This is a genomic window from Myxococcus sp. MxC21-1, from assembly GCF_032612255.1.
Lineage (GTDB): Bacteria > Myxococcota > Myxococcia > Myxococcales > Myxococcaceae > Myxococcus > Myxococcus virescens.
The window spans coordinates 6,228,216-6,254,112 of the sequence record NZ_CP123278.1 but is presented as its reverse complement, the minus strand read 5'-3'; the positions used below and the strand labels follow the sequence as shown (position 1 = coordinate 6,254,112).

Here is a 25,897-nt window from a genome sequence, read left to right as displayed (position 1 = left end):
TCGTTTCGGGCTCAGCGCGCCGCCGCGGGTTCGTCCGGGTCGTCCACCGGTACGCCGGCCGCGCAGCACGCGCAGGGCGTTGGTGGTGTCCACCACGCCCTGGCGCAGCTTGTAGTCGAACATCATCTTCCCGGCCTCCAGGTGGTCCCGGAAGTGGACGTTGACGACATGGGCGCCCGGCTCGTCCGCGAGCACCGCCAGGGACAAGTCGTGCGTCGTCACCGCGCCAATGGCGCCAGTGCCCAGCAGCAGGCGCAGCACCTCGCGCGAGGCAATCTGCCGCTCGCGGGTGTTCGTCCCCAGGAGGATTTCGTCCAGGAGGAACAGCACCTGCCCGCGCGCGGCCTGCGCCGCGTCCAGCACCGCCTTGATGCGCTGCACCTCCGCGTAGAAGTAGGAGACGCCGCGCTCCAGCGAGTCCTTCACCCGCATGCTGGTGAGCGTCTGGAGCGGTGTCAGGCGGAAGTGCTTCGCGCTCACCGGTGCGCCCGCCAATGCCAGCACCACGTTGGCGCCCACCGCGCGCATCAGCGTCGTCTTGCCGCTCATGTTGGAGCCGGTGATGAGCAGCGCGTGCCGGGGGCCGGGCAGGGACACGTCGTTGGGCACGGGCGCGTCCAGCAGCGGGTGGCCCAGCGCCGTCGCCTCCACACAGGGGCCATTGGCCGCCAGGACGGGCGGTGAAGTCCGGCCGGTCATGGGCGAGGCCCGCGACGCAAGACAGGGCTTCCAGCTCGGCCAGGGCCTCGAACCACTGGCGCAGCTGCTTGCCGTGGGCCTCGCGCCAGCGCTCCAGCGCGAAGTGCGCGTGGATGTCCCAGAGCGTGAGCCAGTGAATCAGCGGGTGGAACTGGTGGCGCTTGAATTCGATGAAGGAGAACAGCCGGCTGAAGCGCTTGAAGTGTTCGGACACGGGCGGCTGGCCAGGCTGCTGGAGGCCGGACTGGAGCGTCTTCAGGCGCGGGTGTTCGAAGCGCTGGGCCTCCACGCGCTCGAAGATGGGGGCGTAGCGCACGAAGCCGCGCTCACCCACCTCCACGCCTTCGTCCATGACCTTCAGCGGGCGGCGGGTGATGACAGCCACGCCCAGCTGCGCGGCCAGGCCCACCCAGAAGGCCGACTCCGGCAGCACCTCGAACTTGCCCAGGACGTAGACGGCCAGCGTCACCAGGGGCAGCACCACCGCCACCGGCCGGGCCCAGCGGATGGCGTTCAGCTGTGGACCCAACTCCGCCCACTGGATGAACAGCGCCGGGTCCGCCTTCTCGCGCGAGGCGTCCCGCGCGTCCACGCAGAGGTCCTGGCGGAAGTCCAGGTTGGGCGCCAGTTCGCGCGCGGCGCCCTGTCTGGCTTCGACCTCCTGGGCGGACGCGGGGGCGGAGAGCCACGCCGCCAGCCGTTCCTCGCCTGCGCGCGTGGCCGTCTCGTTGAGGAGCTGGAAGAGGCTGCCCTGGCCGAAGACATCCAGGTCCGGGGTGTACAGGTGACTGGGGGACAGGAAGCGTTCACCGCGCTCGGTGAAGTCGTGCCAGCCGGGCCCCAGCCGCGCCAGTCCGCGTTCGTTGAGCGTCACGTACAGCTTCGCCCGGGCCTCGCGGCGGAAGACCTGGTGGTGGAGGACGGCGAGCACGCCGTAGAGCACCAGCGCGGCGGCGCTGGCCCACCACCACACCTTGGGCAGACGCCCCGCCAACACGAAGCCCGCGACGCCGGCCGCGGCCAGGAAGGCGAGTGTTCGCAAGTTGGCGTAGCGGGCGCTCACGCGGTCCAGCGCGGTCAGCTCCGCCTGCGCGGCGGCTCGGCGCTCGGTGTACGTACGATGCGGGGATGGGGGCTCGGCGGTGGCGGACACGATGGGCACGCATGCTGCGGTCGCGCGGCGTCCAGGGCAAGCGGCAGGTGCAAATGCGTGACGCCGGGTCGACGGAGGCCCGGCCAGCACCCCGTTTCCTGGCCTGATTCATGTCAGACCCGGCGCGTAGATTTCTCCTCGTCGGCGGTCACGAGGGGGCACCGGAATGAGCACGTCAGTCATTGATAACCGCGTCGAAATCGTCTTCAGCTTTGACACCACTGGCAGCATGTATCCGTGTCTTGCACAGGTGCGGAAGAAGCTGCGGGGCACCGTGTCCCGGCTGATGAAGGAGATTCCGGGCATCCGCATTGGAATCATCGCCCACGGGGACTACTGCGACGCGGGCTCCACGTATGTCACCAAGATGCTGGACCTGACGGACGACGAGGGCGCCGTGGTCCGCTTCGTGGACCGCGTGGAGCAGACGGGCGGGGGCGATGCGCCCGAATGCTACGAGTTCGTACTGCATCAGGCGCAAAGCCTGTCTTGGACAGTCGGATACACGCGGGCGCTGGTCTTGATTGGCGACGACGTTCCCCACGGGCCCGCGCAGAATCCACACAAGCTGGACTGGCGCAAGGAGGTGGCCGCGCTTGGGAAGATGGGCATTCCCGTGTATGGCGTGCAAGCCCTGGCGCGCCGTCACGCGACGGCCTTCTACAAGGAACTGGCGGAGAAGTCGGGCGGCTTCCACCTGAGCCTGGACCAGTTCGCCCACGTCACCGACCTGCTGCTGGCCGTCTGCTACAAGCAGTCCTCGGACGCGCAGCTTCAATCGTTTGAGCAGGAAGTGGTGCGCGAGGGTCGCATGAGCCGCGGCCTCAACGTGATGTTCAGCACCATGCTTCAGCGCACGGCGCCGCCGCTCTACGGCGAGGCGGACCTGCGCGCGGTTCCACCGGGCCGCTTCCAGGTGCTGGACGTGGACCGGACCCAGCCCATCAAGGACTTCGTGCAGGAGAACGGCCTGCGCTTCAAGACGGGCCGGGGCTTCTACGAGTTCACCAAGACGGAGACCATCCAGGGCCGCAAGGAAGTGGTGCTGATGGACCGCAAGACGGGGGACCTCTACAGCGGCGAGCGGGCCCGCGAGATGCTCGGGCTGCCGCCCGGGGAGACGGTGCGCATCCGGCCCGCCAGCCTGGAGAAGTACGTCGTCTTCGTGCAGAGCACTTCGGCCAACCGGAAGCTGATGGGGGATTCGAAGTTCCTCTACGAGGTCGAGGACTGGGATGGCGCCCGGTCCGCCGCGGCATAGCGGTTCCCTCGCGTCAGTCGCCGTCGACCGGCTCCGTGTCGGCTTGTCGGGGCTCGATGAAGTGCAGCGTTCGGGGCGCCTCCGTGCCGGTGAGGACGTCCTGGGCCAGCTCTAGGCGGAAGCGGTGGGGCGGAGCTGCCGGCGTGACGGTGAAGGCCGTGCTTCGTTCGGGCGCGCCCTGGGGGTGGACGCGGAGCTGGTCTTCGATCGCGGTGTACTGGAAGGCGTCGACCCGGCCATCGGTGCCCTGCCGCTCCAGGTGTCCGCCTTCATAGAAGTAGAAGCGCTCGGTCGCGGGGTAGCGTTCGGGGACCGCGATCCACTGCGCCACGCTCTGTTCCGTTCGCGCCGGGTCGAAGAGGAGCCGCTCGGCGGGCGAGGCCGCCCAAATGGGCGTGTCGCCAGGCGCTTGCTGTCGTTCGAGCGCCGCGTCCAGGTGTCGCAGAACGTCCGGGTCGCGTTCGGTGGCTTGATGGTCGCGCAGGGTTTGAAGGGCCTCTGGGCTGGCCTCGAGGCCCAGGGCTCGCACGGCCATCCGCCGGACCTCGGGCACGGAGTCCTCGAGCGCAAGCCGCAGGGCTCGGTGGGCCACCTCCGGGCGGCGGTTCATGAGGGCCAGGGCAACGGCCTTCCGTGTTTCCGTGTCGGGGGCGCCTCGCAGGCGCTCCAGCAGCACGGTGGTTGCGTCGGGCGGCGCGACGTCCGAGGCCCAGGCGATGATGGCGGCGCGCCTGACGCGGGGGATTCATCCGATAGCGCCTGGCGAAGCGCCTCCCAGGCTTCAGGACCACCGAGCCCGCCGAGCGCGGCGACGAGGTCCGCCCGTTCATCTTCGTCGCGTGTCCGGGCCAGCATCTCCAGCAGGGTAGGCGTCGCACGGGTGCAGCCGAGCCGTTCGGTGGCGAGAATCGCCCTTCTGCGGAGCGAGGCGTCGGGGTCGGTCAGGAGCCGGCACACAGGCTCGCATGTGCTGGCGTCACGCCGAAGGATGAGCGCCTGAAGCGCCTGTGCGCGGACGGGGGGGGAGGACGATGCGGCGAGCAGCGGGACGAAGACGCTGGCGGGTACGTGCGCACGATAGGTCAGCGTGCGGAGGGCGTGGAGTTGTACGTTCTCGGAGGCATCCGTGAGCAGGTGGATGAGCAGGCCCTCTGTCGCCTCGCCTTCTCGCGCGACCAGGTCAACCGCCGCGGCCCTGACGGTGGAAGAGGCCGAAGCCAGGCCGAGCCGAGCCAGGGCGCCGGATTCGGGGAGCCCCAGCCGTTGCGCGGTGGCGAGCGCGTTCAGCTTCTCCGCCTCCGGAGCACGCTCGAAGCGCTCGAGGAAGAGGTCGCTCGCGGCCGCCGGATTCATCCTCGCGAGCGAGTCCATGGCGGCGTGCTGCACGGAGGGCTCGGTATCATCCAGCGCCTCCAGGAGGCTCCGCCAGTCCGCGGCGTCCTGTGCGCTCGCAAGCGCTCGCGCCGCCGGGGCTCGGACGTCAGCGGCTGCGTCGCGCAGCGCGAGCCGAGCCAGGGCATGGGCTTCGGGGGACGCCAGCTCCCGGAGCACTCGCAAGGCCGTGGTCTTCTCCGATGTGGTGCCCGACGCCAGGACCTCCCGGGCGACCTGCGTGAAATCCGCTCGCGCGAGCAGTGCGTCGAGGTCTTCCCGCGTGCTCCGGGTGGGCTTCGTGGCCACCCAATGCAGCAGCTCCCATGTCGACAGAGGTGAGCTCACGGCACCGCCGTCATGCGCGTGGCGAGAAGGCTGCTGGAGGACGCCTGAGTCCGGTTCATATGGCGCGTGAGAATGGCTGCTCCTTGTCGCCGCGTGCTCCTGAATCCGGCGTCACATTCCATGGAAGCATCGGGAGGGCGACGTTAGCGTGCGTCCGTGCGCGTCTGGGTGACATTGCTACTGGTGTGCGCGGGCTGTGGCGCCTTCGAGTTCCACCCCTATGAACTCCGGGGACCCCACCGGGACTTGCATGCGCGCTCGCTCGAGCGGTTGTTCGGAGCGGAACCGAAGCAGGCCTTTCGCTTCGCGGTGGTGGGCGACATGCAGTTGTTCCTGGATGACTCCGCGGCGGCGATGCGGGACCTGGAGCAGCGCGGCGTCGACTTCGTGGTGCAGATGGGCGACCTCACGGAGTTCGGCAGCACGCAGGAGTACGAGTGGGGCGTCGAGCTGCTGTCCCGCTTGAAGGTCCCGTTCTTCGTGGTCATGGGCAACCATGACGCGCTGGGCATGGGGCAGAAGCTCTACCGGCGCACCTTCGGACCGGAGTCCTTCTCCTTCACGTATTCGGGCACGCGCTTCGTCTTCTTCGACTCCAACTCCCGCGAGTACGGCTTCCCGGGCGACATCCCGGACCTGCAGTGGTTGAAGACGGCGCTCACACCCGAGCCCGCGGTGCTGAACACCTTCACCTTCTCCCACGTGCCTCCTGGGAACGGGGACTTTGACGATGCGCTCGTCGCGCCCTTGGTGAAGCTCCAGCAGAAGAAGGGCGTCGCCATCTCCTTCCACGGCCACGTCCACCAGTACCACGACGTCCACGCGCACGATGTCCGGTACGTCACCACCGATTCGATGAAGGGCCGGAGCTACCTCTGGGTGGACGTCGATGGCACCTCGGTGCAGGTGCAGAGGGCCACCTTCTGATGGCCGCGCGCGGGACTCTCCGAGCCTCGCTGCTGGCGGCGCTGCTGTTGGCGGCACGGGAGGCGCGGCCGGAGCCGGCGCACGAGGCGTCACCCTGGTACGTGCCCGACCATGCGGCGATGCAGTTCGCGGGCGCCATCGGCTTTCTCCGCGGGGCCGGGCTGGAGCTTCCTCGACGAGACCGTGGAGGCCGCGCTGCTGGTGGGCTGGGCGCCGCCCGCGTTGGCGGGGAGGACTTCTTCACCTTCACGCTGAAGGGGCAGTGGCGGCCCTTCCTGCTCGATGCGGCGGGGTGGACCGTCCGCCCGCTCATGGTGGGCGCGATGCTCAGCTACACGGTGGGCGACGACTACTTCGCGGGCCTGCCCAGCCGTTACGACCGGGGCTACTACTGGTTCCGCACCGCCATCCGGCCCGCGCTGCTGCTGGGCGCCAGCGTGGGGCGCCCGGTGGAGGCGCTGAACCTGCGATTCGTGGAGGGGTACTTCGAGCTCGTCGCCACCGACTACCGGCTGGTGCAGTTCATCCGCAATCCCTCCACCGTGAACGTCGAGCTCTTCACGCTGGCCCTGGGCGTGAAGCTCCGGTTCTGAAGCGGCGCGTGTGAGCACCGCCCCAGGGCCCGCCACGAGGGTCCGTCAGGGCATGTCCGTGGCCGTGGCGGAGTCGGGAACCGCCGACTCCGACGTCCCTCTCAGGCGGCGGAGGATGCGTGGGGCCTCGGCCGCGAGGCGCTCCTTGCCATCGGCCAGGGGGCGGTCGCGCAGGTCGGTGATGACAGTGCCAGGCCGCCCCGCGCCGAAATGGACCTTCAGGTCCTTGCCGATGAGCGCGTAACGCGCCTCCCAACCCACGGTGGTGAGGAGGTATCGCTGCGGGTCCGGCCGGGTCATCGGAAGGCCGTCACCCAGCACCGCCGGGCTGTGCGTGTCGCCCAGCAGGTCGAAGAGCGTGGACACCACGTCGATGTGTCCGGTGACGGCGTCGACCTGGCCCACGGGAAGCTGGTCGTCGAACACGAGCATGGGCACGTGAAGCTGGGAGGCCGTCACGTCGCTGGCATGGCCCACGCGGCCGTGCTCACGGAACTCCTCGCCATGGTCGCCGGTGAAGAGAGTCAGCGGGCGCGTGCCGCGCAGGCTTTCGATGCGCGCCAGCAGCTCTTCGACCTTGGTGTCCACTTCGTAGGCCGAGTTCCACGCGCGGGCCTTGAGATGCTCGGGAGGCACGCGCGCCGTGGAGAGTCCACCCTTGCCATTCCAGGCGGGCGAGAAGACCTCGGAGCGCGGTGGGTAGTCGTAGTCGAAGTGCGTGCCGGCGAAGAACACGAACAGGAACAGCGGCGTGTCCTGAGGCGTGGCCTCCACGGCCGCCAGCGCGTCGCGGACCATGGCTTCGTCTCGCAGGTGGCTGCGGCCCGTGTAGTCCGTGCGCAGGCCTCCCGTCACGTCGCGGAAGACGGTGTCCTTGAGGCCCATCCAGTCCACGGAGGACGCGGCGAAGAAGAACTGCTGGTAGCCATTGCGGGCCAGCGCGGGGAAGAGGAGGGGCGTGCGGCCCGCGCCCACCACGGCATTGCGGCGCTGGGCCTCCAGCCCGAAGAACATGCTGAACAGCGAGTAGTCCGTGGAGCTGGCCGCGCTGTGGTGATGCAGGAAGCGCGTGCCGCTCTGCGCCCTGCGCCACATGTTCGGCATGACGTCGGCGGTGAAGAAGTCGTCACGCAGGCTCTCCACGAGCACGACGACGATGTCGGGACGGCGGGTGAAGCGCACCTCCGCGGGGTCGATGCTCGCCGCGGGCACGCCTGCCTCGGGGCTCACGCCCAGGCGCAGGCCGGATGCGGGCGCCTTGCCAGTGATGCGCGAGAGGAGGGTGTTCATCCGCACCGGTGCCTGGAGGGGCAGGGTGGTGGTGGCATGCTGCACGGCGCCGCCATGGGCGAAGACGAGGGACGCGGTGATCAGCCGCTCGGCGGTGCACAGGGCCGTCATCAGCACCACCGTGCGCGCCACCCGGCGAGGGCCAAAGCCCCGGCGCAGGAACCAGATGCCCGCCGTCGTGTCGAGCGCGAGGATGACCACCATCGCCCCGGCTACCAGCGCCACCTCCGACGAAGACAGCCCCGTCTCCGCCAGGGCATGCGGCTGAAGCGCCACCGCCAGCACCAGGCCGTTGATGTGGAAGCCCAGTGAGTTGAGCACCAGCGCGTCCAGCCCGAGCAGCACGCCGCCCACCGCCGTCAGCACCGGGAGCGCGAAGCGGTAGCGGTGGCCGAACAGGACGGCCAGGGGGAGGGTTCCAAGAAAGGCCAGCAGCCCCAGGAACAACGCCTGGGCGAGGCTTCCCGCGAGCAGGAGGGGGCGGAGCCCCGGTGCCAGCCGCTCCACGGCCACGCGCAGCGCGCCGCCGAAGTACAGCAATGCGACGAGCCCGTGGAGCACGCACCAGGTCAGCGCGGTGCTCAGGTAGGGTCGGGCTGCTTCGAAGCGCTGGAGGAAAATGGCGGCTGCGGAGGACGCCGCATCAGACATCCGTGACATTGCATGGCGCAGCTATTCCGGATACCGGAACTTCGCAAGCATCAATGAAGTCCGGTGGCGCGCCCCGCTGATGGCGACATGCAAGGATGCTGCTCATGCCTCCGCGCAAGCTCGTTCGGCACCTCGTCTGGTTGGAGTCCTTCGCCGCCGCCGTGGAGGCGGGCAGCATCGAGGCCGCCGCGGAGCACCTGGGCGTGGCGCGCTCGGTGGTGAGCGAGCACGTTCGCTCGCTGGAGCTGGCGCTGGCGGATGGTGCGCCGTTGTTGGAGCGCGGGCCGGCCGTCGCCTGCAGCTCACCGCCCGGGGGAGCGGCTCTTCGCGGGCACCCAGACGCCGCTGCATCAACTGGACATGAAGCGGCTGCGCGACCTGGCCAGCGCCGAGCCCGTGGTGCGGCTGGGCCTCAACCCGACGCTGTCCTTGTCCCTGGTGGGCGCCGTGGCGAGGACGCCGCCGCCGCGGACCTCAAGCTGGTGCTCAGCTTCGGAGGTCCCCACGAGCTGACGCGCCGGTGCAGACGCGGCAGCTCGACGGCGCTCGACTTCACGCCCCTGCCTACCCATGAAGGCGTGGAGTCGGAGTCACTGCTGCGCATGCCCTTCGTCGTGCTCGCCGGGCCGGACAACGAGCTGGCGCGGCAGGCCGCGTCCCGGACGTCGCTGCACGTGAAGGACCTGGAGGGGCAGCGCTTCGTGGACTGGCTGCGTGATGACCCCTACGGCGGCGCCAACAGCGCCCGCTTCGCCGCCCACGGCGTGACGGTGGATGAAGTGGGGCGCGCGGAGAGCTTCCTTCTCCTCTACGAGCTGCTGCGCGCGTTCCGCGCCTGCTCCATCACTCCGGACCTGCGCCCCATGCACCCGTTTCCACCGGACCTCCATGCATGGCCCCTCCTGGAAGAGGAGCCCCAGGCGGTCGAGGTGGTGGCCTTGTGGCCTTCGGGAGCGCTCAGCCCCGGCGCCCGGTTGGTGCTGGATGGACTTCGCCGCAAGCCAGGCTAGTTCGACGTTAAAACGACGAAGACGTCGAATTATGACGGATTTCCGTTCACCCAGAGAAGGGATATCTTCAAAAAGAAGAAGATTCCGCCTGAGGTGAATGATGATGACTCCCACGGAACGGACGATTGCCCGCCTGCCTGCTCATCTGCGTCGCTACGTGGTGAGCCAGGACTACGCGGCGTATACGTCGCGGGACCAGGCCGTCTGGCGGAACATCCTGGGCTCCTTGAGGGGTCACCTGGCGGACAAGGCGCACCCTGTCTACCTGGAGGGCCTGGAGGCCACGGGCATCGGCTCGGAGTGCATCCCCAGCCTGGATGAGATGAACGAGAAGCTCGCTCGCCTGGGCTGGGCCTGTGTGGGGGTGCGTGGCTTCATTCCACCCGCCGTCTTCACGGAGCTCCAGGCGATGGGCGTCCTGGCGATTGCCGCGGACATCCGCACCCACGAGCACATCGAGTACACGCCGGCGCCGGACATCGTTCATGAGAGCGCCGGGCACGCGCCCATCATCGCCAACCGCCGCTACGCGGAGTACCTCAAGGCGTGCGGGCTGGTGGGCTTCAAGGCCATTGCCAGCGTGGAGGACCAGGCCGTCTTCGAGGCCATCCGGAACCTGTCGGTGGTGAAGGAGGACCCGGACGCCAGCGAGGAGGAGGCGGCGCACGCGCAGGCCCGGCTGGAGGCCGCCAGCGCGAGCCGCCGCTACGTCAGCGAGAGCACGCGGGCGAGCCGCCTCTACTGGTGGACGGCGGAGTATGGCCTCATCGGGAGCGTGGCGTCGCCGCGTATCTACGGCGCGGGGCTGCTGTCCAGCATCGGCGAGGCGCAGCACTGCCTGACGCCGGCGGTGAAGAAGCTGCCGCTGAGCGTGGCCTGCGCGGACATGGACTACGACATTACCCGCATGCAGCCGCAGCTCTTCGTGGCGCGGGACTTCGAGCACTTGTTCGAGGTGCTGGCGGAGTTCGAGTCCACGCTGTCGTGGAAGCGGGGCGGTGACTTCGGCCTGACGGAGGCGCTGCGCGCGCGGACCGTCAATCACCTGGTGCTGGCGGACGGCCGCGAGGTGACGGGCCGGGTGATGGAGATGCTGGCCGCGCCGCGCGAGGTGGCGCCGGGGCTGGGCACCGCGCTCGTCTGCATGGAGGGGCCCATCATGGTCTCGCGCGGCGGGCGCTCCCTGGACGAGAAGCCGTGGAGCGGGCCGGCGCTGGTGGCGTTCGGCGCGGGGACGTTGCCGGAGCGCGGGCCCTTCAAGCTGTCGCTGGAGAGTGGGCTGGAGCTGGAGGGCTTCGCCACGGACGGTGGCCGGTGCTGGCGCTGCGCGGCCGGTTGGCGGGGCGCGAGCTGGCGCTGCCCGCGGTGGCGAAGCTCTTCGTGAGTACGCACCTGCCCTCGGTGGCGGGTGGGCCTTCGGACCCGGCGACGTGGGACCGCTGGTACGGCGAGCTGAGCGCCTTCGCGGAAGGGGATGGCGAGGAGAAGGCCCGCACACGCAAGGCCCTGGCGCTGCATCCGGCGCTGGCCGCGCTCTACCGCGAGGTCCGGAAGATGCGGGAGACGCACTCCGTGAAGCCCGAGCGGCTGAGCCAGATTGCCGCGGCGGCCACGGATTTCCCGGACGACTGGCTGCTTCGCGCCGAAGTGGAAGAGCTGCGCCGCCGCGTCTGAATCAGCGCCCCCAGTCCTTCTCCTCCAGGCCCTCCTGGAGGACCCAGCGCAGGTGTTCGTCGAAGTCGAAGGTGCAGCCCGAGACGTCGGGCGCTCCGTCCAGCAGCCACGTCGACAGGTCGAAGTCGTCGTGGCGCGCCGGGAAGATGAGCAGCCCGGTGTCGCGACGCATCCCCGTGTCGAAGTAGTAGTAGTCGCTCACGTTCGAGTAGGCGCTGTACTGGAAGGGGATGAGCCGCTCGCGGAGCTTCTGCTCGAGGATGGCGGCTTCCAGTTCGTCCTCGTTGTCGCCGAAGGCGCCCTCCTCGACGTACGCCTTGGACCACTGGAGCGTCTCCAGCACCTCGGTGGGGCTCAACATCCGAGCGCGCTCATGTCCCTGCCAGTCCACCGCGGAGAACAGGCCGTGGCGGGAGATGAAGTCGACGTAGGACTGGGGAAGCAGCGCGCCCAGCGAGGACTCCAGGATGTGGAGGTCCTGGGCGGCCACCGGCGTGAGCGACACGGACCGGAGCGGGAGCTTTGTCTCGTGCTTCAGGCGTTCCTGGAGCGCGAGGATGGAATCAATGGCGCGGGACATTCGCGCCATCCTAGGCACACCCAGGGAGCGCCGTTCGCTGGAAACACCACGGGCCCGGCCACGCGACATGCGCATGGTCAGGCCCGTCGGGTGTCCTGCTGCCCGTTCGCCGCGGGCGCGCGGACTACTTCTCCTTGCCGGCGATCTTCCGCAGGGCCTTCTGGTCACGCACGCAGAGGATGCGGCCGACGTTGCCGAGCACGCCCTCACGCTTCATCTCGTTGATGAGCGTGGACACGAAGGAGCGGGAGGCGCCCACGAGGTCCGCGAGGTCCTGCTGGGTGATGCCGCGCAGGTCCGTCTCGCCGCCGTGCGGGCAGCGCTCGCCGTGCGCTTCAACCAGGGTGAGCAGGGTGTCCGCCAGGCGGGCCGGAACCTCCTTGAACGTCAGGCCCAGCACGCGCTTGCGCAGGGCACGCACGCGCTCGGCGTAGGCGCGGACCACGTCCACCGCCAGGGCCGGACGGGCCTCCAACTGGGCGCGGAAGTCGCGGCCCTCGATGCTCCAGACCTCGGCCTCACCGGCGGCGATGGCCATCTCTTCAATCGGCGTGCCCTCGGGGCGGAACAGCTCGCCGAAGAGGTCGCCCGGGCGGAGGATGGACACCACGGAGCGGGTGCTGTTCTTGCCGATGCGCATCAGGCGCACGCGGCCGGACTTCAGCAGATAGACGCGGTCGGTGTTGTCACCGGGGCGGTAGATGGTCGAGTTGTGCGGGAAGGACTCGACCTTGAAGTAGCCCTTGAAGTCGATGGCCTCCTGGCCGGGCACCAGCTTGTTGGCGGTGACCATCATCCCGGAGCTGGTCGTCTGCAGCGGCGCCACGACGTTGGAACCGATGGGGCCGAGGGGGCGATTGAAACCGTGCATGGCATTACTCCTGGGAAGGAAGCGTAGGGAAGTCGGGCCGTCTGCTTCAGCGGCGAACGGGACTTTCCTTCTCCAAGGTTCGTGCCAGCGGGAATTGAAATGCCGCCGGGACAACACCTCCTGAAATGCCGGGTACTTAGCGCTACAGGCCCGCACCAGCGCCCGTTCTGTGTCCAAAACCTGAAACAGAACGTTCAAACAGTCTGATCAATTTGAACGAAACGTTCAAACCGGGGGCGTGAGTGTCGGAGCAGCGACACTGTCCAAGAGTGCTCACAACGCATCCTTCACAGGGAAGGTGTGCACTTGAGGGCTCTGGCCCTGTGCAAGACCGTACTTCTGGAGTTTGCGCTCCAGGGTGGGGCGGCTGATTCCAAGGATCTGACAGGTGCGACCCTTGTGCCCCTTGGTGACGGTCATCGCACGGGCGATGAGCTGGCGCTCGGCCTCTTCCAAAGTGGGAATCAGGCTGGCGTCGTCCTCGGCCGGCGCGGCGAACATGGCGCTGGCGGTGTGGGCGGAGGCGGCCCGGCCCGGCTCCGGCGAGGGGAGGGGAGACTCCAGGGCGGGCAAGTCGTCCCCGCGGAGGACGTCACCGGGGGCCAGCACCACGGCGCGGGTGAGCACGTTCTCCAACTCGCGCACGTTGCCGCGCCAGGGCAGGCGGGTGAGGCGCTCCATGACCTCGCCGGGCACGCGGGTGACGCGCTTGTGGACCTTCTCGTTGATGCGCTCGAGCAGGTGCTTCACCAGCGGGGGATGTCCTCGCGCCGCTCGCGCAGCGGGGAATCTGGAGGGTGATGACCTTGAGGCGTTGGTAGAGGTCCTCGCGGAAGCGGCCGGCCTCCACCTCCTCCACCAGGGCGCGGTGGGTGGCGGCGATGACGCGGGCGCGCAGCTTGATGCGCTTGACGCCGCCCACGCGCTCGAACTCGCGCTCCTGCAGCACGCGCAGGAGCTTGGCCTGGAGCATCAGCGACATGTCGCCAATCTCGTCCAGGAACACCGTGCCGTCCTCGGCCAGCTCGAACTTGCCCGGCTTGCCCGCCGTGGCGCCGGTGAAGGCGCCCTTCTCGTGGCCGAAGAGCTCGCTCTCCAGCAGCGTGTCGACGATGGCCGAACAGTTGATGCCGATGAAGGGCCGGGGCTCGTCGTAGGAGTAGTTGTGAATGACGCGGGCGATGAGCTCCTTGCCGGTGCCGCTCTCGCCCGTAATCAGCACGGTGGCGTGGCTGCCGGTGACCTTTCCAATCTCCTTCACCAGTTGCTGCATCAGCGGGCTGGTGCCCACGATGTCGCCCAGGCGGGCGGCGGCATTCTCCCGGTGGACCTCGTCCGCGCGGCGCGACAGCTGGCGGTACTCCAGCGCGCGCTCCACCACCAGGTCCAGGGCGGCCGGGTCCGGGAAGGGCTTGTGGATGTAGTCGAAAGCCCCGGCCTTCATGGCCCGGATGGTGGTCTCCATGTCGTGGTACGCGGTGACCAGGATGATGCGCGCGTCCCCGCACAGGCCCTTCATCTCCTCGATGATTTCCAGGCCCGTGCGGTCCGGGAGCATCATGTCGAGGATGACCACGCTGGGCATGGCCTCCTGGGCGGCGCGCAGTCCCGCCGCGGCGCTGGTGGCGGTGGCCACCTGGTAGCGGGGCTGGCCGTCCTGCTCGATCTCCTCGAAGTGCATCTTCAGCGTTTCGAGGAGCGAGACGTCGTCGTCGACGATGAGAAGGGTCTCCATGGCGCTCTCAGGTGGCGAACGTCAGCGTCAGCACCACGCCCGGCTCGGCGCTGCCCCGGGCGGCCACGTCTCCCCACGCCCGTCATCACCCGGCGCAGGGCCGCCAGGGACAGACCGGCGCCCCGGGCCAGCCGGGAGCCGAAGGGCTCGAAGAGCGAACCGTTCTCCTCGGGGGCAGGGCGGCGGCGGGGTCGTGGAGCACCATCATCACCTGGTGGGGGCCGCCCCGGCGCAGGGCTACCTCCATCGGGCTGCCCTCCGCCGGCCCATGGCGACGTTGAGCAGCACCTGGGCCAGCACGGGCCGCAGCCGCGTCGGGTCCACCCGGACGCGGGGCAGGTCGGGTTCCTCGTCCACGCGGACTTCCACGCGCCGCTCGGCCAGCTCGGGGGCCACCATCTCCGTGGCCTCCTGCACCACGCCGCGCAGCGGATGGGCGTCCATCTTCGGGGTGGTGTCGCGGCCGTATTCGGAGAGGAGCCAGAGCATGCGCTCCATGGTGCGAATCTCCCGGTTGGCGATGGTGAGCCGCCGCTTGTCCCGGTCATTGAGGCTGGTGTTCCGGGCCAGCGTCTGCACCGCCATCTTCACCGAGGAGAGGGGGTTGCGAATCTCGTGGCTGAGCGAGGAGGACAGCCGTGAAATCTGCACCGGGGGGGCGCCGTCCAGCACGGCGTTGAGGTCCAGCACGGTGGCGCTGGCCTCGCCGTCGTCCAGTCCCAGGGACAGGCGGAGGGGGCACGCGTCCTCGCCGCCGAGGTTGGCGGAGATGAACTCCACCGCGCGGCGGTCCTCGCGGGCGCGGGCGTCCAGCTCACGGGCGCGCTTGGGCGACACGCCGAGGACCTCGTGGAGCGGCTGCTCCAACAGGGCCTCGGCGGGGCGCCGCAGGATGCTGGAGAGGTCGCCTTCGGCGCGTGTCACCCGCAGGCTTGGAGTCCAGGCGAGCATCGCGGCTTGCAGGAGATGGGTGTTCATTTGATGGGCCTGAAACATACCGACTAAGGTTCCGCGCTGTCCCCATGTCATCTCCGGCGCGTTTTCCTAAGAACCTTGTGGCCTGCCTCCTCTTCCTGTCCGGGGGCACTGCGCTCGTCTACGAACTCGTCTGGTCCAAGTACCTCGGGAATGTCCTGGGGAACAGCGGCCAGGCGCATGCCGTGGTGCTCGCCACGTTCATGGGCGGGCAAGCGCTGGGGGCATTTGTCTTCGGGCGGACAGCCGACCGGGCAAAGAACCCCCTGGCCCTTTACGGCCTGCTGGAGCTGGGCGTGGGCCTGTACGCGCTGGCCTTCCCCTATGTGCTCGATGTGCTGGGGGCGCTGTGGCTGAACGTGGCCCCGTCCGTACCGGATGGCTGGCGACTGGGGCCCCGGCTGCTGGTCTCCTCCGCGTCGCTGCTGATTCCCACGCTGCTGATGGGCGGCACGCTGCCGGCGCTGGTGCGGCACTTCGCCTCCAGCCTGTCGGGGGTGCGCTACGAGTTGGCGCGGCTCTACGCCGTCAACAGTCTGGGCGCGGCGGTGGGTGTGTTCATCGCCGGGACGAAGCTGGTGCCCGCCATCGGCCTGTCCTCCTCGGCGGGGCTGGCCGCGGGGCTCAACATCCTGGTGGCGCTGGCCTCGCTGGGGCTGGCCCGGCGCTTCCCTCCCGCGCTGGTGCCGGGACAGACGCCTCCCGCGGAAGCGGGCGACGCGGAGGTGTCCTATCCGCGCATCGCGGTGAGGGCGGCGCTCATCGGCGTGCTGCTGTCTGGCTTCACGTCCATGCTGTACCAGGTGACGTGGATCCGCCTGCTGTCCATCGTCCTGGGCGCGTCCACCTACGCCTTCACGCTCATCCTCACCGCGTTCATCATGGGCATCGGCCTGGGCAGCTTCTGGCTGATGACGCGCAAGGGACAGGTGGACTCGCTGCGCCTGTTCGGCCGGCTCCAGGTCGCGCTGGTGGCCAGCATCTGCGTGGCGCTGCCGCTCTACGTCCGGCTGCCGCACCTGTTCCGCAAGGCGCAGTGGATGATGACGCGCTCGCTGGACACCTGGCCGCTGTTCCAGGTGCTGACCTTCGGCTTCTGCTGCCTGGTGCTGCTGGTTCCCACCTTCTTCATGGGCGCGGCCTTCCCGGCGGCGGCGCGCGTGGCCACGGCCAAGGTGTCCGAGGTGGGGCGCCAGCTGGGCGGCGTCTACTTGTGGAACACGGTGGGCACGATTACGGGTTCGGCGCTGGGCGTGCTGGTGCTGATGCCGTGGTGGGGCATGGAGGGCAACTTCATCGCGGGCGTGGCGGCCAACCTGCTCGGCGCGGGGCTGGCCTTCCACGCGGCCCCGGCCGTCCCGCGCAGCACGCGCGCGCCTTGTGGCCGGTGGCCGCCACGGCGGTGCTGGCGCTGGTGGTGCTGGGCGGGATGAGCGGCTGGGCCGTGCGGTTGTCGGGCATCGCCTCCATCCGCTCCCATGAGAAGCCGCCGGAGAGCTACGCGAAGCTGGTGGCGGAGACGGAGGCCCTCATCCGCCCCATCTTCTACCAGGACGACACCTTCGCCACGGTGATGGTGGCGGACGTTCCCGTGGACAACCTGCGGTTCATGAAGCTCAACGGGAAGGTGGACGCGTCCAACGGGAGCGACGTGGAGACGCAGGTGGTGGCCGGTCACCTGGGCGCCCTGTTGCATCCGCGTGAGCCCAAGACGGTGCTGCTGGTGGGCGCCGGCGCGGCCATCACCGCGGGCAGCGTGCTGGTGCACCCCGTGGAGCACCTGGACATGGTGGAGATTGCTCCCGCCGTCATCGACGCGGCGCGCCTGTTCAAGGCGGACAACCGCAACGCGGTGGATGACCCGCGCACCCACGTGCACGTGGACGACGCCAAGACGTTCATGGCGCTGTCGCCGCGCAAGTACGACCTGGTGGTGAGCGTGCCGTCCAACCCGTGGGTGTCCGGCGTGTCCGGCCTCTTCACGCGGGACTTCTTCCAGACGGTGGACCGGCACCTGGCGGACGACGGCGTGCTGGTGCAGTGGATTCACACCTACGAGAGCAACGAGGACCTCATCAAGCTGGTGGTCCGCACCCTGCGAGACACCTTCCCGCACGCCACCACGTGGCTGGGGCCGCATGACCTGGTGATGGTGGCCAGCCGCAAGCCCCTGGCCTTCGATGCGGCGCGCCTGGCCGAGCGCATGGGGCATCCGGAGGTGCGGAAGGACTTGTCCCGCGTGGGCATCAACGACGTGTTCGCGCTGCTGTCCAAGCAGGTGCACAGCGAGGCCGGCCAGCTCGAGTTCGCCGGTGAGGGCCCCATCAACACGGACGACCACAACCTGCTGGAGTACGCGTCGCCCATCGCCTTCTTCGTGTCGAATCTGGACGTGCGCGTGAAGGACGAGCGGCGCGCGCCCGAAGGGGCGGACCGCCTCTTCCTGCACGACTACGTCCAGCAGCACCCGCCCACCGCGGAGCAGGCCGCCGGGCTGTACCGGAACATCGAGCGCTACCACGCGCCCAATGACCCCATGGTGCGAGGCGCGGCCGCGCAGTGGCGGCGGCTGGCCCCCGACAGCCCGGAGTCCGCCCTGGCCCTGGGCAAGGCGGCGCTGGCCCAGCAGGATTTGACGCTGGCCGCCTCACTCCTGGAGCCCGAGGTGGCGCGGGGAGGACGCGAGCCCGCGCTGGTGACGGCCTACCTCCGGCTGGTGACGGCTCAGACCTGGGCTTCGCGCACCATGTGGACGCCTGTAGGTGCCCTGCACGACACCGTGGCCCTGGGGCGCGAGGTTGCGTCCCGGCACCCGGACGACGAACATCTGGCCCGGGCGCTGCGCTCGCTCTGCGAGGCGCTGCCCCGTTCGAGCTGCGAAGGCAGCTCCCAAACGCCCGTTGCCGCGCCCGGGAGCCCCTGAAATGGGGGGCCTGGAGCATCCCAATCGGGCCAATCGCCTGGAATCACTGAGAATTCCTGGCATCCTCCCGATGACCGATGGAGGTGGAAGTGGGATCTGCCCTAGGGTGCGAATCACCCAAGCAGCAGGGTGTTTTTTCCACCACTGCAATCCCCGGAGAGTTCCATGAAGGCGATCTCGAAGAAGCAGCAGCTCCGCAAGGCTCGTGGCCAGGGCATGACCGAGTACATCATCATCGTCGCCCTCATCGCGATCGCCGCCATCGGCGTGGTGACCCTGTTCGGCGACAACATCCGCAAGCTGTTCGGCGCCTCCGCCGACGCGCTGGCCGGTAACGCCTCCGTCGACTCCGAGGCCACCGAGCGTCAGCGCCAGCTGGAGAAGAAGACCATCAAGACGTTCGGCCAGAACAACGCGTACTGAGCCGTGTCCTTCCGGGGGGAGCCATACCTGCCTCGTGTGGGTGGCTCCTCTCGGGCGGCTGAGGTCGAGGGCTGAGTCGTCAGCCCGGTGCCCGGCCGGAAGTGGCAGCACCCCCGCCCAGGGGCTTGACCCTCACGCGACGTGAGGCCCTACACCTCCTCATCAAGAGGTGGAGATGGCCCTGACGGTGAGCCAGGTCGCCCGGTTGGCGAAAATCAGCATCCGCGCGTTGCACCACTATGACGAGCTGGGCCTGTTGTGTCCTTCGGACCGCAGCGAGGCCGGCTACCGGCTCTATTCACAGGCGGACCTCCAGAAGCTCCAGCAGGTGCTCTTCTTCAAGGAGCTGGGCTTCCCGCTGGAGGACATCCGCCGCATCCTGGGCGACCCCACCTTCGACCTGCGCACCGCGCTGCGGATGCAGCGGCAGCTCCTGACGGAGCGGGCCGCCCGTCTGGACGCGTTGGTGCATGCCGTGGACGCGGCGCTGGACGCGCTGGAGAAGGGGACGCACGTGGACAAGGACGCGATGTTCGAGGCCTTTGGCGACTTCGACCCCTCGAAGTACGAGGAGGAGGCGAAGCAGCGCTGGGGGAACACGGAGGCCTACAAGGAATCCGCCCGGAGGGCGGCGCGCTACAAGAAGGAGGACTGGAAGCGCATCAAGGAGGAGGGCGACGCCCTCTTCCAGGCGTTGGCGGACCTGCTCGCGGCGGGCACCAGCGCCGCGTCGGCCGCGGCCATGGACCTGGCCGAGGCGCACCGGCAATACCTGGGCAAGTGGTTCTACGCGTGCCCACCCGCCATGCACCGGGGCCTGGGGGAGATGTACGTGGCGGATACGCGCTTCACGGAGAACATCGACAAGGTGCGCCCTGGCCTGTCGCTGTTCCTCCGGGATGCCTTCGCGGCCAACGCGGAGCGACAGGGGGCCGCCGATGCTCCCTGCGGCTAGCTGAAGCCCAGCCGCTTCAGCATCACCGCGCGGATGGAGGGAATCCGGAAGCGGTAGATGAGCGCGTCCGCGAAGTAGTGCGCCAGCACCACCGCGAAGCCCAGGGACGTCATGGCGCGCAGCAGGGGATGCGTCTCCGCCACGCCCATGTTGCTGCCCAGCGCGCCGCGCACCACGCCCTGCTGGAGCAGGCCATGCACCGCGCCCAGCGCCAACAGGGGCAGCATGGACGCAATCATCGCCGGGACGATGAACTTCCGCGGCAGCCGGGGCGTGTCACCCTCGCGCGGCTCCAGCATCCGCGCGGTGAGCATGTAGTACTCCAGGCCGTGCATGCCGGGCAGCATGACGTAGCCCCAGGTGGGCGCCACCAGCACCAGCCCGGTCGCCGTCGCCATGGCCAGGAGGTAGAGCACCTTGGGCCCGCTGACGGCCTCCGCGCGCAGCACCGTGCGGAACAGCAGCATGAAGTAGCCCAGCCACACCGCCAGCAGCACCCCGAGCGTGCCGTGCGGGAGCACCGCTCCCTGGCCAATGTCGAGGTACGCCGGCGCATCGGGCCCGGGGGCCTCCGGCACGAAGAAGATGCGCACCAGCAGCAGCGTGAGCAGCAGCGGGACGTACATCTGTTGCAGCTTGCGCTCCAGCGCCGACGCGCCGGGCAGGCCGGCCTTGCCCGCGCGCAGCCCGTGGAGTGACCAGATGCCCCGGTGCTGGGACAGGGTGTGGTGCGTGCCGAAGACGTTGAAAATCACCGCCACGCCATACGTGTGCGCCGTGCGCTCCGCGTAGAAGGTGAAGAAGAGCACCGTGCCCACCGCGAGCATGCCCAGCGAACCCGCCAGCACCTGCCGGGGTTGGCCCGGGGCGGACGTCAGCACGTCCCGGTGTACCGCGAAGAGCAGGAACGTGAGGATGACGTGGGTGGCGTTGCCGAGCAGGTTCTGCGCCGTCCAGGCTGAAAGGCGGTGCGCGCCTTCCGCGGCGCCCGGGGCCAGCCAGACGTTGGCGGCCGCCGTGCATAGGGCCAGGGCCAGGGGCAGGGCGACGATGAGGGCGTCTGCCCGCGGTGAGAAGAGCCACAAGTCCCGGAAGGCCAGCGCCCCTCCCGGGGAGGGTGCCGTCACGGGAGGCGGGGAGTTCACGGCGGGGCTCAGCGGCGTCATACCGTACGGACCCTAACATGCTCGCTGGCGGTGGCGCCGCTCGCGCCGCGCCGCGCCCGTGTTAGAACAGGGCTTTCATGGAAGGCCGCCTGCTTCTGAAAAACTGCGCCGTGTTCAGGGCGGACGGACGCGTCCGCCATGGCATGGCCGTGGTGGTGGAAGGCAACACCATCCGCCGCATGGCTCCGGACGCCCAGGTGCCCGTGCTGCCCGGGGACTGGGAAGTCGCCTGTCATGGCCGGTTGGTGGCGCCAGGCCTGGTGGACTGCCACACGCACCTCGTCAACGGCCAGTTGCTGCCGCCGACGGGACACTTCCTGATGCTTCCGCCCCGCGAGCGACTGGACCGGCTCCGGCACGTGGCGCGGCTGCTCACGAACGAGGACGTGGAGGCACTCACCCGCTACGCGGCGGCCCGAGCCCTGCGTCACGGCGTCACCCTGGCGGTGGAGCACCTGTCCTGCCAGGACGTGGCCGGAGGACTCGCCGCCCAGGCTCGCGCCGCGGAAGCGGTGGGCTTGCGGTTGGTGACGAGCCACTCCACCCACGGATTGGACGGCGCGGCGCAGGCGCAGGCCTGGCTGGACGCCAACGCGGACTTCACGCGCGCGCATCGGGACCACCCGCTGGTCCGGGGCGCGCTTGGCTTCCATGCGTCGTTCACCTGTGACGACGCGCTGCTGCGCCGCATCGCGGAGCTGAGCCGGGTGCTGGACGCGCCCACCGTCTTCCACCTCGCGGAGAGCGAGGACGACCTCGCCTCCACCTATTCGCAGCACGGCAAGCGCGTGGTTCCGCGGCTGGATGCGCTGGGGCTGCTCGGGCCGCGGGCCATCGCGGGCTACGCGCGCGTGCTGGACAGCGCGGAGGCGGAGCTGCTGGAGCAGAGCGGTGCCTTCGTGGCGCTGGCGGCCGGGGCGTGCGCGCGCTGGAGCGCGGCGCGGACCCCATGGACGCGGTGCTGTCGCGGGTCCACCTGCTGGGGCTCGGCACCGGGGGCCATGGCAGCCTCCAGGACGAACTGCTCGCCGCGCTGGTGGGCGTGCTGCGCATCTCCCGTTCCGGCAGGATGCCGGACGTGGATGGGGCGCTGGCGCACCTGCTCGTCAACGGCCCGGCGGAGCTGTGCACGCGGTTGTTCGGCCTGCCCTCCGGGAGCGTGGAGGAGGGGAGCATCGCGGACCTCGTCGTCTATGACGTCGTGCCCACCGCGGATCCGGAGACGGGCTACTCGCCCTATCTGCTCGGGCAGCTGGCGCATTCGCCGGTGGGGTGGACCATCGTGAACGGCCGGGTCTGCGTGCGGGAGGGGCAGTTGCTGGGGCTCGACTACGTGGCGCTTTCCCGCGCGGCGACCCAGGCGCTGGAGCGTGTCTGGACGCGCGCGCGTCTGGGCAGTTGAGCGGCGGCATGGGCACATTGCCTTCTACTCTCGTGGAGACGCTGCGCGCCTCGCGCGGCCGGCGCGGGCCGCTGCTGGGAGACGCGCGGACCACGGCCTGGCGCGTGGTGAACGCCGAAGCGGACGGCGTGCCGGACGTGACGGCGGATGTGTTTGGTGACGTGTACGTCATCAGCCTCTACCGGGACTTCACGCCGGACGAGGAGGAGACGTTGCTCGACGCGGCCATGGCCGCCTGGGCGCCTCGAAGCCTCTACCTCAAGCGCCGGCCCCGGGAGGCGCGTGTCCTGGCCAACGTGGCCAAGGAGTCGCTCGCACCCGAGGCACCCGCCCGGGGCGAAGCGGTGGAGTCCTTCACCGCGCTCGAAAACGGCCTGACGTTCCTCATCCGTCCGGCGCAGGGGCTGTCGGTGGGGCTGTACCTGGACATGCGGGACACGCGGGCGTGGCTGCTGTCGCAGGCGCGGGGCCTCACCGTGCTCAACCTCTTTTCGTACACCTGTGCCTTTGGCGTCGTGGCCATGGCGGGCGGCGCGAAGCGGGCGCTCAACCTGGATGCGAGCCGGCGCGTGCTGGAGTGGGGCGAGGAGAACGCGCGCCTCAATGGCCAGACGGTGGACCGGTATGACTACGTGGCCGGTGACGTGTTCGATTGGCTGAAGCGCCTGGCGAAGAAGGGCGAGTCCTTCGACATCGTCATCTCGGACCCGCCGTCGTTCTCGACGACGCGCAGTGGCCGGTTCTCCGCGGCGCGCGACTATGCCCGGCTGGCCGAGGCCGCCGCGCGTGTCGTCAGCCCGGGAGGTCAACTGGTGGCGTGCTGCAACCACGCGGGCCTGCCCGCCCGCCGCTTCGAGGCCATGGTGCTCGAAGGGGTGTCCCAGGCGGGACGCCAGGGGAAGTCGTTGGGCTCGCTGGCGCCGTCCGCGTTGGATTTCCCACCGCCGCCCGGACAGGAACCCGCGCTGAAGGTGCACCGGGTGCAGGTCCGTTAGGAATAGAGGCCTGTCGAGCTCCGCCCAAGTTTGTTGCCACTCCGCGGCTCGGCACAGGTAGGCTCGCCGGGCCATGCCTCCCGCCGCCCCGCAGCGCGACACCGGCCGCTTTGGAAAGTACCGCCTCATCGACCGCATCGCCGTGGGAGGCATGGCCGAAATCTTCCTCGCGCATCAGCAGCAGGAGGACGGCTGCGAGTCTCCCGTCGTCATCAAGCGCATCCGCCCGCACCTGACCAAGCACGCGGCCTTCGTGAAGATGTTCCTCAACGAGGCCCGGCTCGCCGCGCAGCTCAATCATCCCAACGTGGTGCAGATTCACGACCTGGGGAAGATTGCCGACAGCTACTTCATCGCCATGGAGTACGTGTCCGGGCGGGACATGCGCCGCGTCGTCCCCAAGGCGGAGGCGCTGGGGATTCCCTTCCCGCTGGTGTACGCGGTGAAGATTGCCTCGTGCGTCTGCGCGGGCCTGCACCACGCGCACACCAAGGTAGACCTGTACGGCAACCCGCTCAACATCGTCCACCGGGACGTGTCACCGGAGAACATCGTCGTCGCCTTCGACGGCTCGGTGAAGATTCTGGATTTCGGCATCGCCAAGGCCGCCAACCAGATGGAGCAGACGCGCAACGGCGAAATCAAGGGCAAGCTCAGCTACATGAGCCCGGAGCAGTGTCTGGGCAAGCCGCTCGACTGCCGCAGCGACGTCTTCTCCCTGGGCGTGGTGCTCTACGAGTGGCTCACCGGCTTCAAGCTCTTCACCGGTGAGTCCGAGGCCGCGGTGATGCGCAGCATCACGGACGGGAAGATCTACGCGCCGTCGTACTTCCGCGAGGACCTGCCGGAGCGCCTGGAGACCATCCTGATGCGGGCGCTGGAGCGCGACCGCGACAAGCGCTACCAGACGGCCGCGCAGATGCAGAAGGACCTGGACGCCTTCCTGGACGCGTACGACTTCACGCCCACGGCGCTGCACCTGTCCAACTTCATCAAGCAGCTCTTCGAGGAGGAGCTGGCCGCCGAGCAGCGCCGCCGGCCGTGCGCGCCGCGGCCGCGCCCACGTCGGAGGAGGCCCTGGAGTTGTCGGATGTGGCGGACGCGCTCGACACCGCGAAGGCCATGCCCGCGCCGGAGCCGGAGCCCCTGGCCCACGATGACCGCACCGAGCCGCGCACCCTGGCCGTGCCGCTGAGTCCCGCTGTCTCGGAAGCGCTGGAGGCGGTGGCCCGCCGCAACAACGTGCCCGCGGGCCGCATGGTGGCCGAGCTGCTCGAGTCCTGGCTCAAGTACCGCTGACCCATGCCCCGGCTGAAGCTGACGCTCGAATACGAAGGAACGCGCTACGTGGGCTGGCAGGTGCAGCCCAACGGGCCCTCCATCCAGTCGGTGCTGGAATCGGGACTGGAGCGGCTGCTGGGGGCGCGAGTGTCGGTGGCGTCGGCGGGGCGCACGGATGCGGGCGTCCATGCCTCAGGGCAGGTGGCGTGTTTCGACACGCCCCGGGTGTTGCCGATGAAGGCCTACGTCATGGGGCTCAATGGCCTGCTGCCGCCCGACGTGGCCGTGGTGGACGCGGTGGAGGTGGCCGAGGACTTCGACCCGCGCCGGTGGTCCCGGGGCAAGCGCTACCGGTATCGCGTGAGCAACCGGCGCACGCGCTCGCCGCTGCGGCGGATGACGCACTGGGAAGTCTTCGCTCCGTTGGATGTGGAGGCCATGCGGCAGGCGGCCACGCACCTGCTGGGGCGGCATGACTTCTCCGCCTTCAGGGCCGCGGACTGCCAGGCGAAGCACGCGGTGCGGGAGATACGGAGCCTGGCGGTGGAAGGCACGTCGGGGGACGCCGTGTCCTTCGTCGTGGAGGGCACCGCGTTCCTGAAGCACATGGTGCGCAACCTGGCGGGGACACTGGTGGAGGTGGGGAAGGGACGGCGGCCCGCGTCCTGGGTGGCGGAGGTGCTGGCCTCCAAGGAGCGCAAGCGGGCCGGGCCCACCGCGCCGGCTCAGGGGCTGGTGCTGGAGGAGGTCTTCTACGGGGACGGCCCGCCTGCCCGCACGCCGGGGGGAACGACGGACGCAGAAGAGGATGAGGGCTGAAGTGGAGTAGGCTGCCTGCCCGTGAGCTCCAAGACGAGTGTCCTCGAACCGCTGCGCGTCCGTGTCCGTCGCTTCCAGTTCATTATGGGACTGGGGTTCATCGCGCTCATCGCGGGGTCGATTCTGAGCGTGGCGCTGACGCTTCGGCTGAGCGTGCGCATCCAGGCGGTGCCGGTGGGCGTGCTGCGGGTGGCGCTGGCGGTGCTGCTGGAGAACCTGTGGGTGCTCGGGATGTTGCCGGTGCTGTGCTACGGCGCCGCGCGGGTGATGGAGCTGCGTCCGTGGACCACGGCGGGTGGTGCGGCGCTCACGGGCGCGGCCTTCCTGAACGCGATGGCCTTCATCCAGAGCGGCGTGTACGGGCTGTGGGCCGGGGACATCGGCTCCGTGTTCAGCCTGGCGGCCTTTGCTGGAGGCGTCGTGCTCAGCGCGCGTGCGGTGATGATGGGCCGGCACGCCGCGGCACAGCAGTCGGTGAAAACCCAGGCCAAGGCAGCGGAGCGCAAGTCCGAATACGACGAGTTCCTCCGCGCGGCGGAGCAGGGTGGGGCGCGGCTGGAGCAGCGAGAAGCCCAGTCCACGGCTGTGGCTGGAGACGCGCTCACGGCCGCGGCCCTCTCGGCCACGGTTGCTTCCGCGCAGGCTCAGGCGCCAGCCAGCGACGCGAACGCTCCTGCATCGCAGGCGCAGGCCTCCGGGGGCGCGGAGCCCACCGCGACGGAAGAGGCAGGGGCCTCACCCGCCACCGACCCCCAGGCAGGCAAGGCCCCCGAGGCCTGAGCCCGCACGAGCGGG

Annotated in this window: 16 protein-coding genes and 7 pseudogenes; 14 read left to right on the top strand and 9 right to left on the bottom strand. The window is 69.5% G+C overall.

Annotation, left to right across the window (positions count from 1 at the left end):
- Positions 1 to 11: 11 nt before the first annotated feature.
- A pseudogene (locus tag QEG98_RS27465) lies at positions 12 to 1,852 on the bottom strand (MutS-related protein).
- A 166-nt stretch (positions 1,853 to 2,018) separates the two neighbouring features.
- Here QEG98_RS27465 and QEG98_RS27460 point away from each other — a divergent pair.
- Positions 2,019 to 3,113, top strand: a complete 1,095-nt coding sequence (locus QEG98_RS27460) for a vWA domain-containing protein (RefSeq protein WP_090491599.1) — start codon at positions 2,019 to 2,021, stop codon at positions 3,111 to 3,113.
- Between the two features lie 13 nt (positions 3,114 to 3,126).
- On the opposite strand, the gene QEG98_RS27455 is transcribed toward QEG98_RS27460, so the two are convergent.
- Together QEG98_RS27455 and QEG98_RS27450 are read right to left on the bottom strand one after the other, a co-directional pair.
- Positions 3,127 to 3,789, bottom strand: a complete 663-nt coding sequence (locus QEG98_RS27455; RefSeq protein WP_316563383.1) for a HEAT repeat domain-containing protein — start codon at positions 3,787 to 3,789, stop codon at positions 3,127 to 3,129.
- A complete protein-coding gene (locus QEG98_RS27450; RefSeq protein WP_316563382.1) occupies positions 3,720 to 4,832 on the bottom strand; it encodes a HEAT repeat domain-containing protein in 1,113 nt (370 codons plus the stop codon). The genes QEG98_RS27455 and QEG98_RS27450 overlap by 70 nt, the downstream gene beginning before the upstream one ends.
- Before the next feature lie 168 nt (positions 4,833 to 5,000).
- Between QEG98_RS27450 and QEG98_RS27445 the strand changes: the two genes are divergently transcribed.
- Positions 5,001 to 5,759 carry a metallophosphoesterase family protein gene (locus tag QEG98_RS27445; RefSeq protein ID WP_316563381.1) on the top strand — a complete coding sequence of 253 codons (759 nt, stop codon included), beginning with the start codon at positions 5,001 to 5,003 and terminating at the stop codon, positions 5,757 to 5,759.
- Complete coding sequence (locus tag QEG98_RS27440; protein WP_316563380.1) at positions 5,759 to 6,352, top strand: hypothetical protein; 594 nt, start codon at positions 5,759 to 5,761, stop codon at positions 6,350 to 6,352. The genes QEG98_RS27445 and QEG98_RS27440 overlap by 1 nt, the downstream gene beginning before the upstream one ends.
- A gap of 45 nt (positions 6,353 to 6,397) precedes the next feature.
- On the opposite strand, the gene QEG98_RS27435 is transcribed toward QEG98_RS27440, so the two are convergent.
- Positions 6,398 to 8,293, bottom strand: a complete 1,896-nt coding sequence (locus tag QEG98_RS27435) for a sulfatase-like hydrolase/transferase (protein WP_316563379.1) — start codon at positions 8,291 to 8,293, stop codon at positions 6,398 to 6,400.
- 104 nt (positions 8,294 to 8,397) lie between these two features.
- On the opposite strand from QEG98_RS27435, the pseudogene QEG98_RS27430 reads away from it, so the two are divergent.
- Positions 8,398 to 9,303, top strand: a pseudogene (locus QEG98_RS27430) (LysR substrate-binding domain-containing protein).
- 103 nt (positions 9,304 to 9,406) lie between these two features.
- Positions 9,407 to 10,977, top strand: a pseudogene (locus QEG98_RS27425) (aromatic amino acid hydroxylase).
- A 1-nt stretch (position 10,978) separates the two neighbouring features.
- Here QEG98_RS27425 and QEG98_RS27420 read toward each other — a convergent pair.
- The 4 genes and pseudogenes from QEG98_RS27420 to QEG98_RS27405 form a co-directional block, all read right to left on the bottom strand.
- Positions 10,979 to 11,557, bottom strand: a complete 579-nt coding sequence (locus tag QEG98_RS27420) for an SMI1/KNR4 family protein (RefSeq protein WP_316563378.1) — start codon at positions 11,555 to 11,557, stop codon at positions 10,979 to 10,981.
- 124 nt (positions 11,558 to 11,681) lie between these two features.
- The gene (mrpC, locus tag QEG98_RS27415; RefSeq protein ID WP_002634092.1) at positions 11,682 to 12,428 is read right to left on the bottom strand and encodes a Crp/Fnr family transcriptional regulator MrpC; all 747 of its coding nucleotides are present in this window, start codon (positions 12,426 to 12,428) and stop codon (positions 11,682 to 11,684) included.
- A gap of 273 nt (positions 12,429 to 12,701) precedes the next feature.
- Positions 12,702 to 14,163 (bottom strand): annotated as a pseudogene (locus tag QEG98_RS27410) (sigma-54-dependent transcriptional regulator).
- Positions 14,164 to 14,170: 7 nt separating this feature from the next.
- A pseudogene (locus QEG98_RS27405) lies at positions 14,171 to 15,192 on the bottom strand (sensor histidine kinase).
- Positions 15,193 to 15,218: 26 nt separating this feature from the next.
- Between QEG98_RS27405 and QEG98_RS27400 the strand changes: the two are divergent.
- The 4 genes from QEG98_RS27400 (at position 15,219) to QEG98_RS27385 (ending at position 19,439) form a co-directional block, all read left to right on the top strand.
- On the top strand, positions 15,219 to 16,571 hold the full coding sequence (locus tag QEG98_RS27400; RefSeq protein WP_316563377.1) for a hypothetical protein: 1,353 nt from the start codon (positions 15,219 to 15,221) through the stop codon (positions 16,569 to 16,571).
- Positions 16,526 to 18,061 (top strand): fused MFS/spermidine synthase, encoded by a 1,536-nt coding sequence (locus QEG98_RS27395; protein ID WP_316567973.1) that lies wholly within the window; start codon positions 16,526 to 16,528, stop codon positions 18,059 to 18,061. The genes QEG98_RS27400 and QEG98_RS27395 overlap by 46 nt, the downstream gene beginning before the upstream one ends.
- Before the next feature lie 165 nt (positions 18,062 to 18,226).
- Positions 18,227 to 18,484, top strand: coding sequence for a hypothetical protein (locus QEG98_RS27390; protein ID WP_026114034.1), 258 nt, complete (start codon positions 18,227 to 18,229; stop codon positions 18,482 to 18,484).
- A 175-nt stretch (positions 18,485 to 18,659) separates the two neighbouring features.
- The gene (locus tag QEG98_RS27385) at positions 18,660 to 19,439 is read left to right on the top strand and encodes a MerR family transcriptional regulator (RefSeq protein ID WP_194858377.1); all 780 of its coding nucleotides are present in this window, start codon (positions 18,660 to 18,662) and stop codon (positions 19,437 to 19,439) included.
- On the opposite strand, the gene QEG98_RS27380 is transcribed toward QEG98_RS27385, so the two are convergent.
- On the bottom strand, positions 19,436 to 20,566 hold the full coding sequence (locus tag QEG98_RS27380) for a hypothetical protein (protein ID WP_244171950.1): 1,131 nt from the start codon (positions 20,564 to 20,566) through the stop codon (positions 19,436 to 19,438). The two genes, QEG98_RS27385 and QEG98_RS27380, sit on opposite strands and share 4 nt — an antisense overlap.
- Positions 20,567 to 20,682: 116 nt before the next feature.
- On the opposite strand from QEG98_RS27380, the pseudogene QEG98_RS27375 reads away from it, so the two are divergent.
- The 5 genes and pseudogenes from QEG98_RS27375 (at position 20,683) to QEG98_RS27355 (ending at position 25,882) form a co-directional block, all read left to right on the top strand.
- Positions 20,683 to 22,007, top strand: a pseudogene (locus tag QEG98_RS27375) (amidohydrolase family protein).
- Positions 22,008 to 22,015: 8 nt separating this feature from the next.
- Entirely contained in the window at positions 22,016 to 23,002 is a 987-nt protein-coding gene (locus tag QEG98_RS27370) for a class I SAM-dependent rRNA methyltransferase (RefSeq protein WP_316563376.1), read from the top strand.
- Between the two features lie 73 nt (positions 23,003 to 23,075).
- Positions 23,076 to 24,301, top strand: a pseudogene (locus QEG98_RS27365) (serine/threonine protein kinase).
- A 3-nt stretch (positions 24,302 to 24,304) separates the two neighbouring features.
- Positions 24,305 to 25,102 carry a tRNA pseudouridine(38-40) synthase TruA gene (gene truA, locus QEG98_RS27360; protein ID WP_316563375.1) on the top strand — a complete coding sequence of 266 codons (798 nt, stop codon included), beginning with the start codon at positions 24,305 to 24,307 and terminating at the stop codon, positions 25,100 to 25,102.
- A 21-nt stretch (positions 25,103 to 25,123) separates the two neighbouring features.
- Entirely contained in the window at positions 25,124 to 25,882 is a 759-nt protein-coding gene (locus tag QEG98_RS27355) for a hypothetical protein (RefSeq protein ID WP_316563374.1), read from the top strand.
- The last annotated feature ends 15 nt before the right edge of the window (positions 25,883 to 25,897 follow it).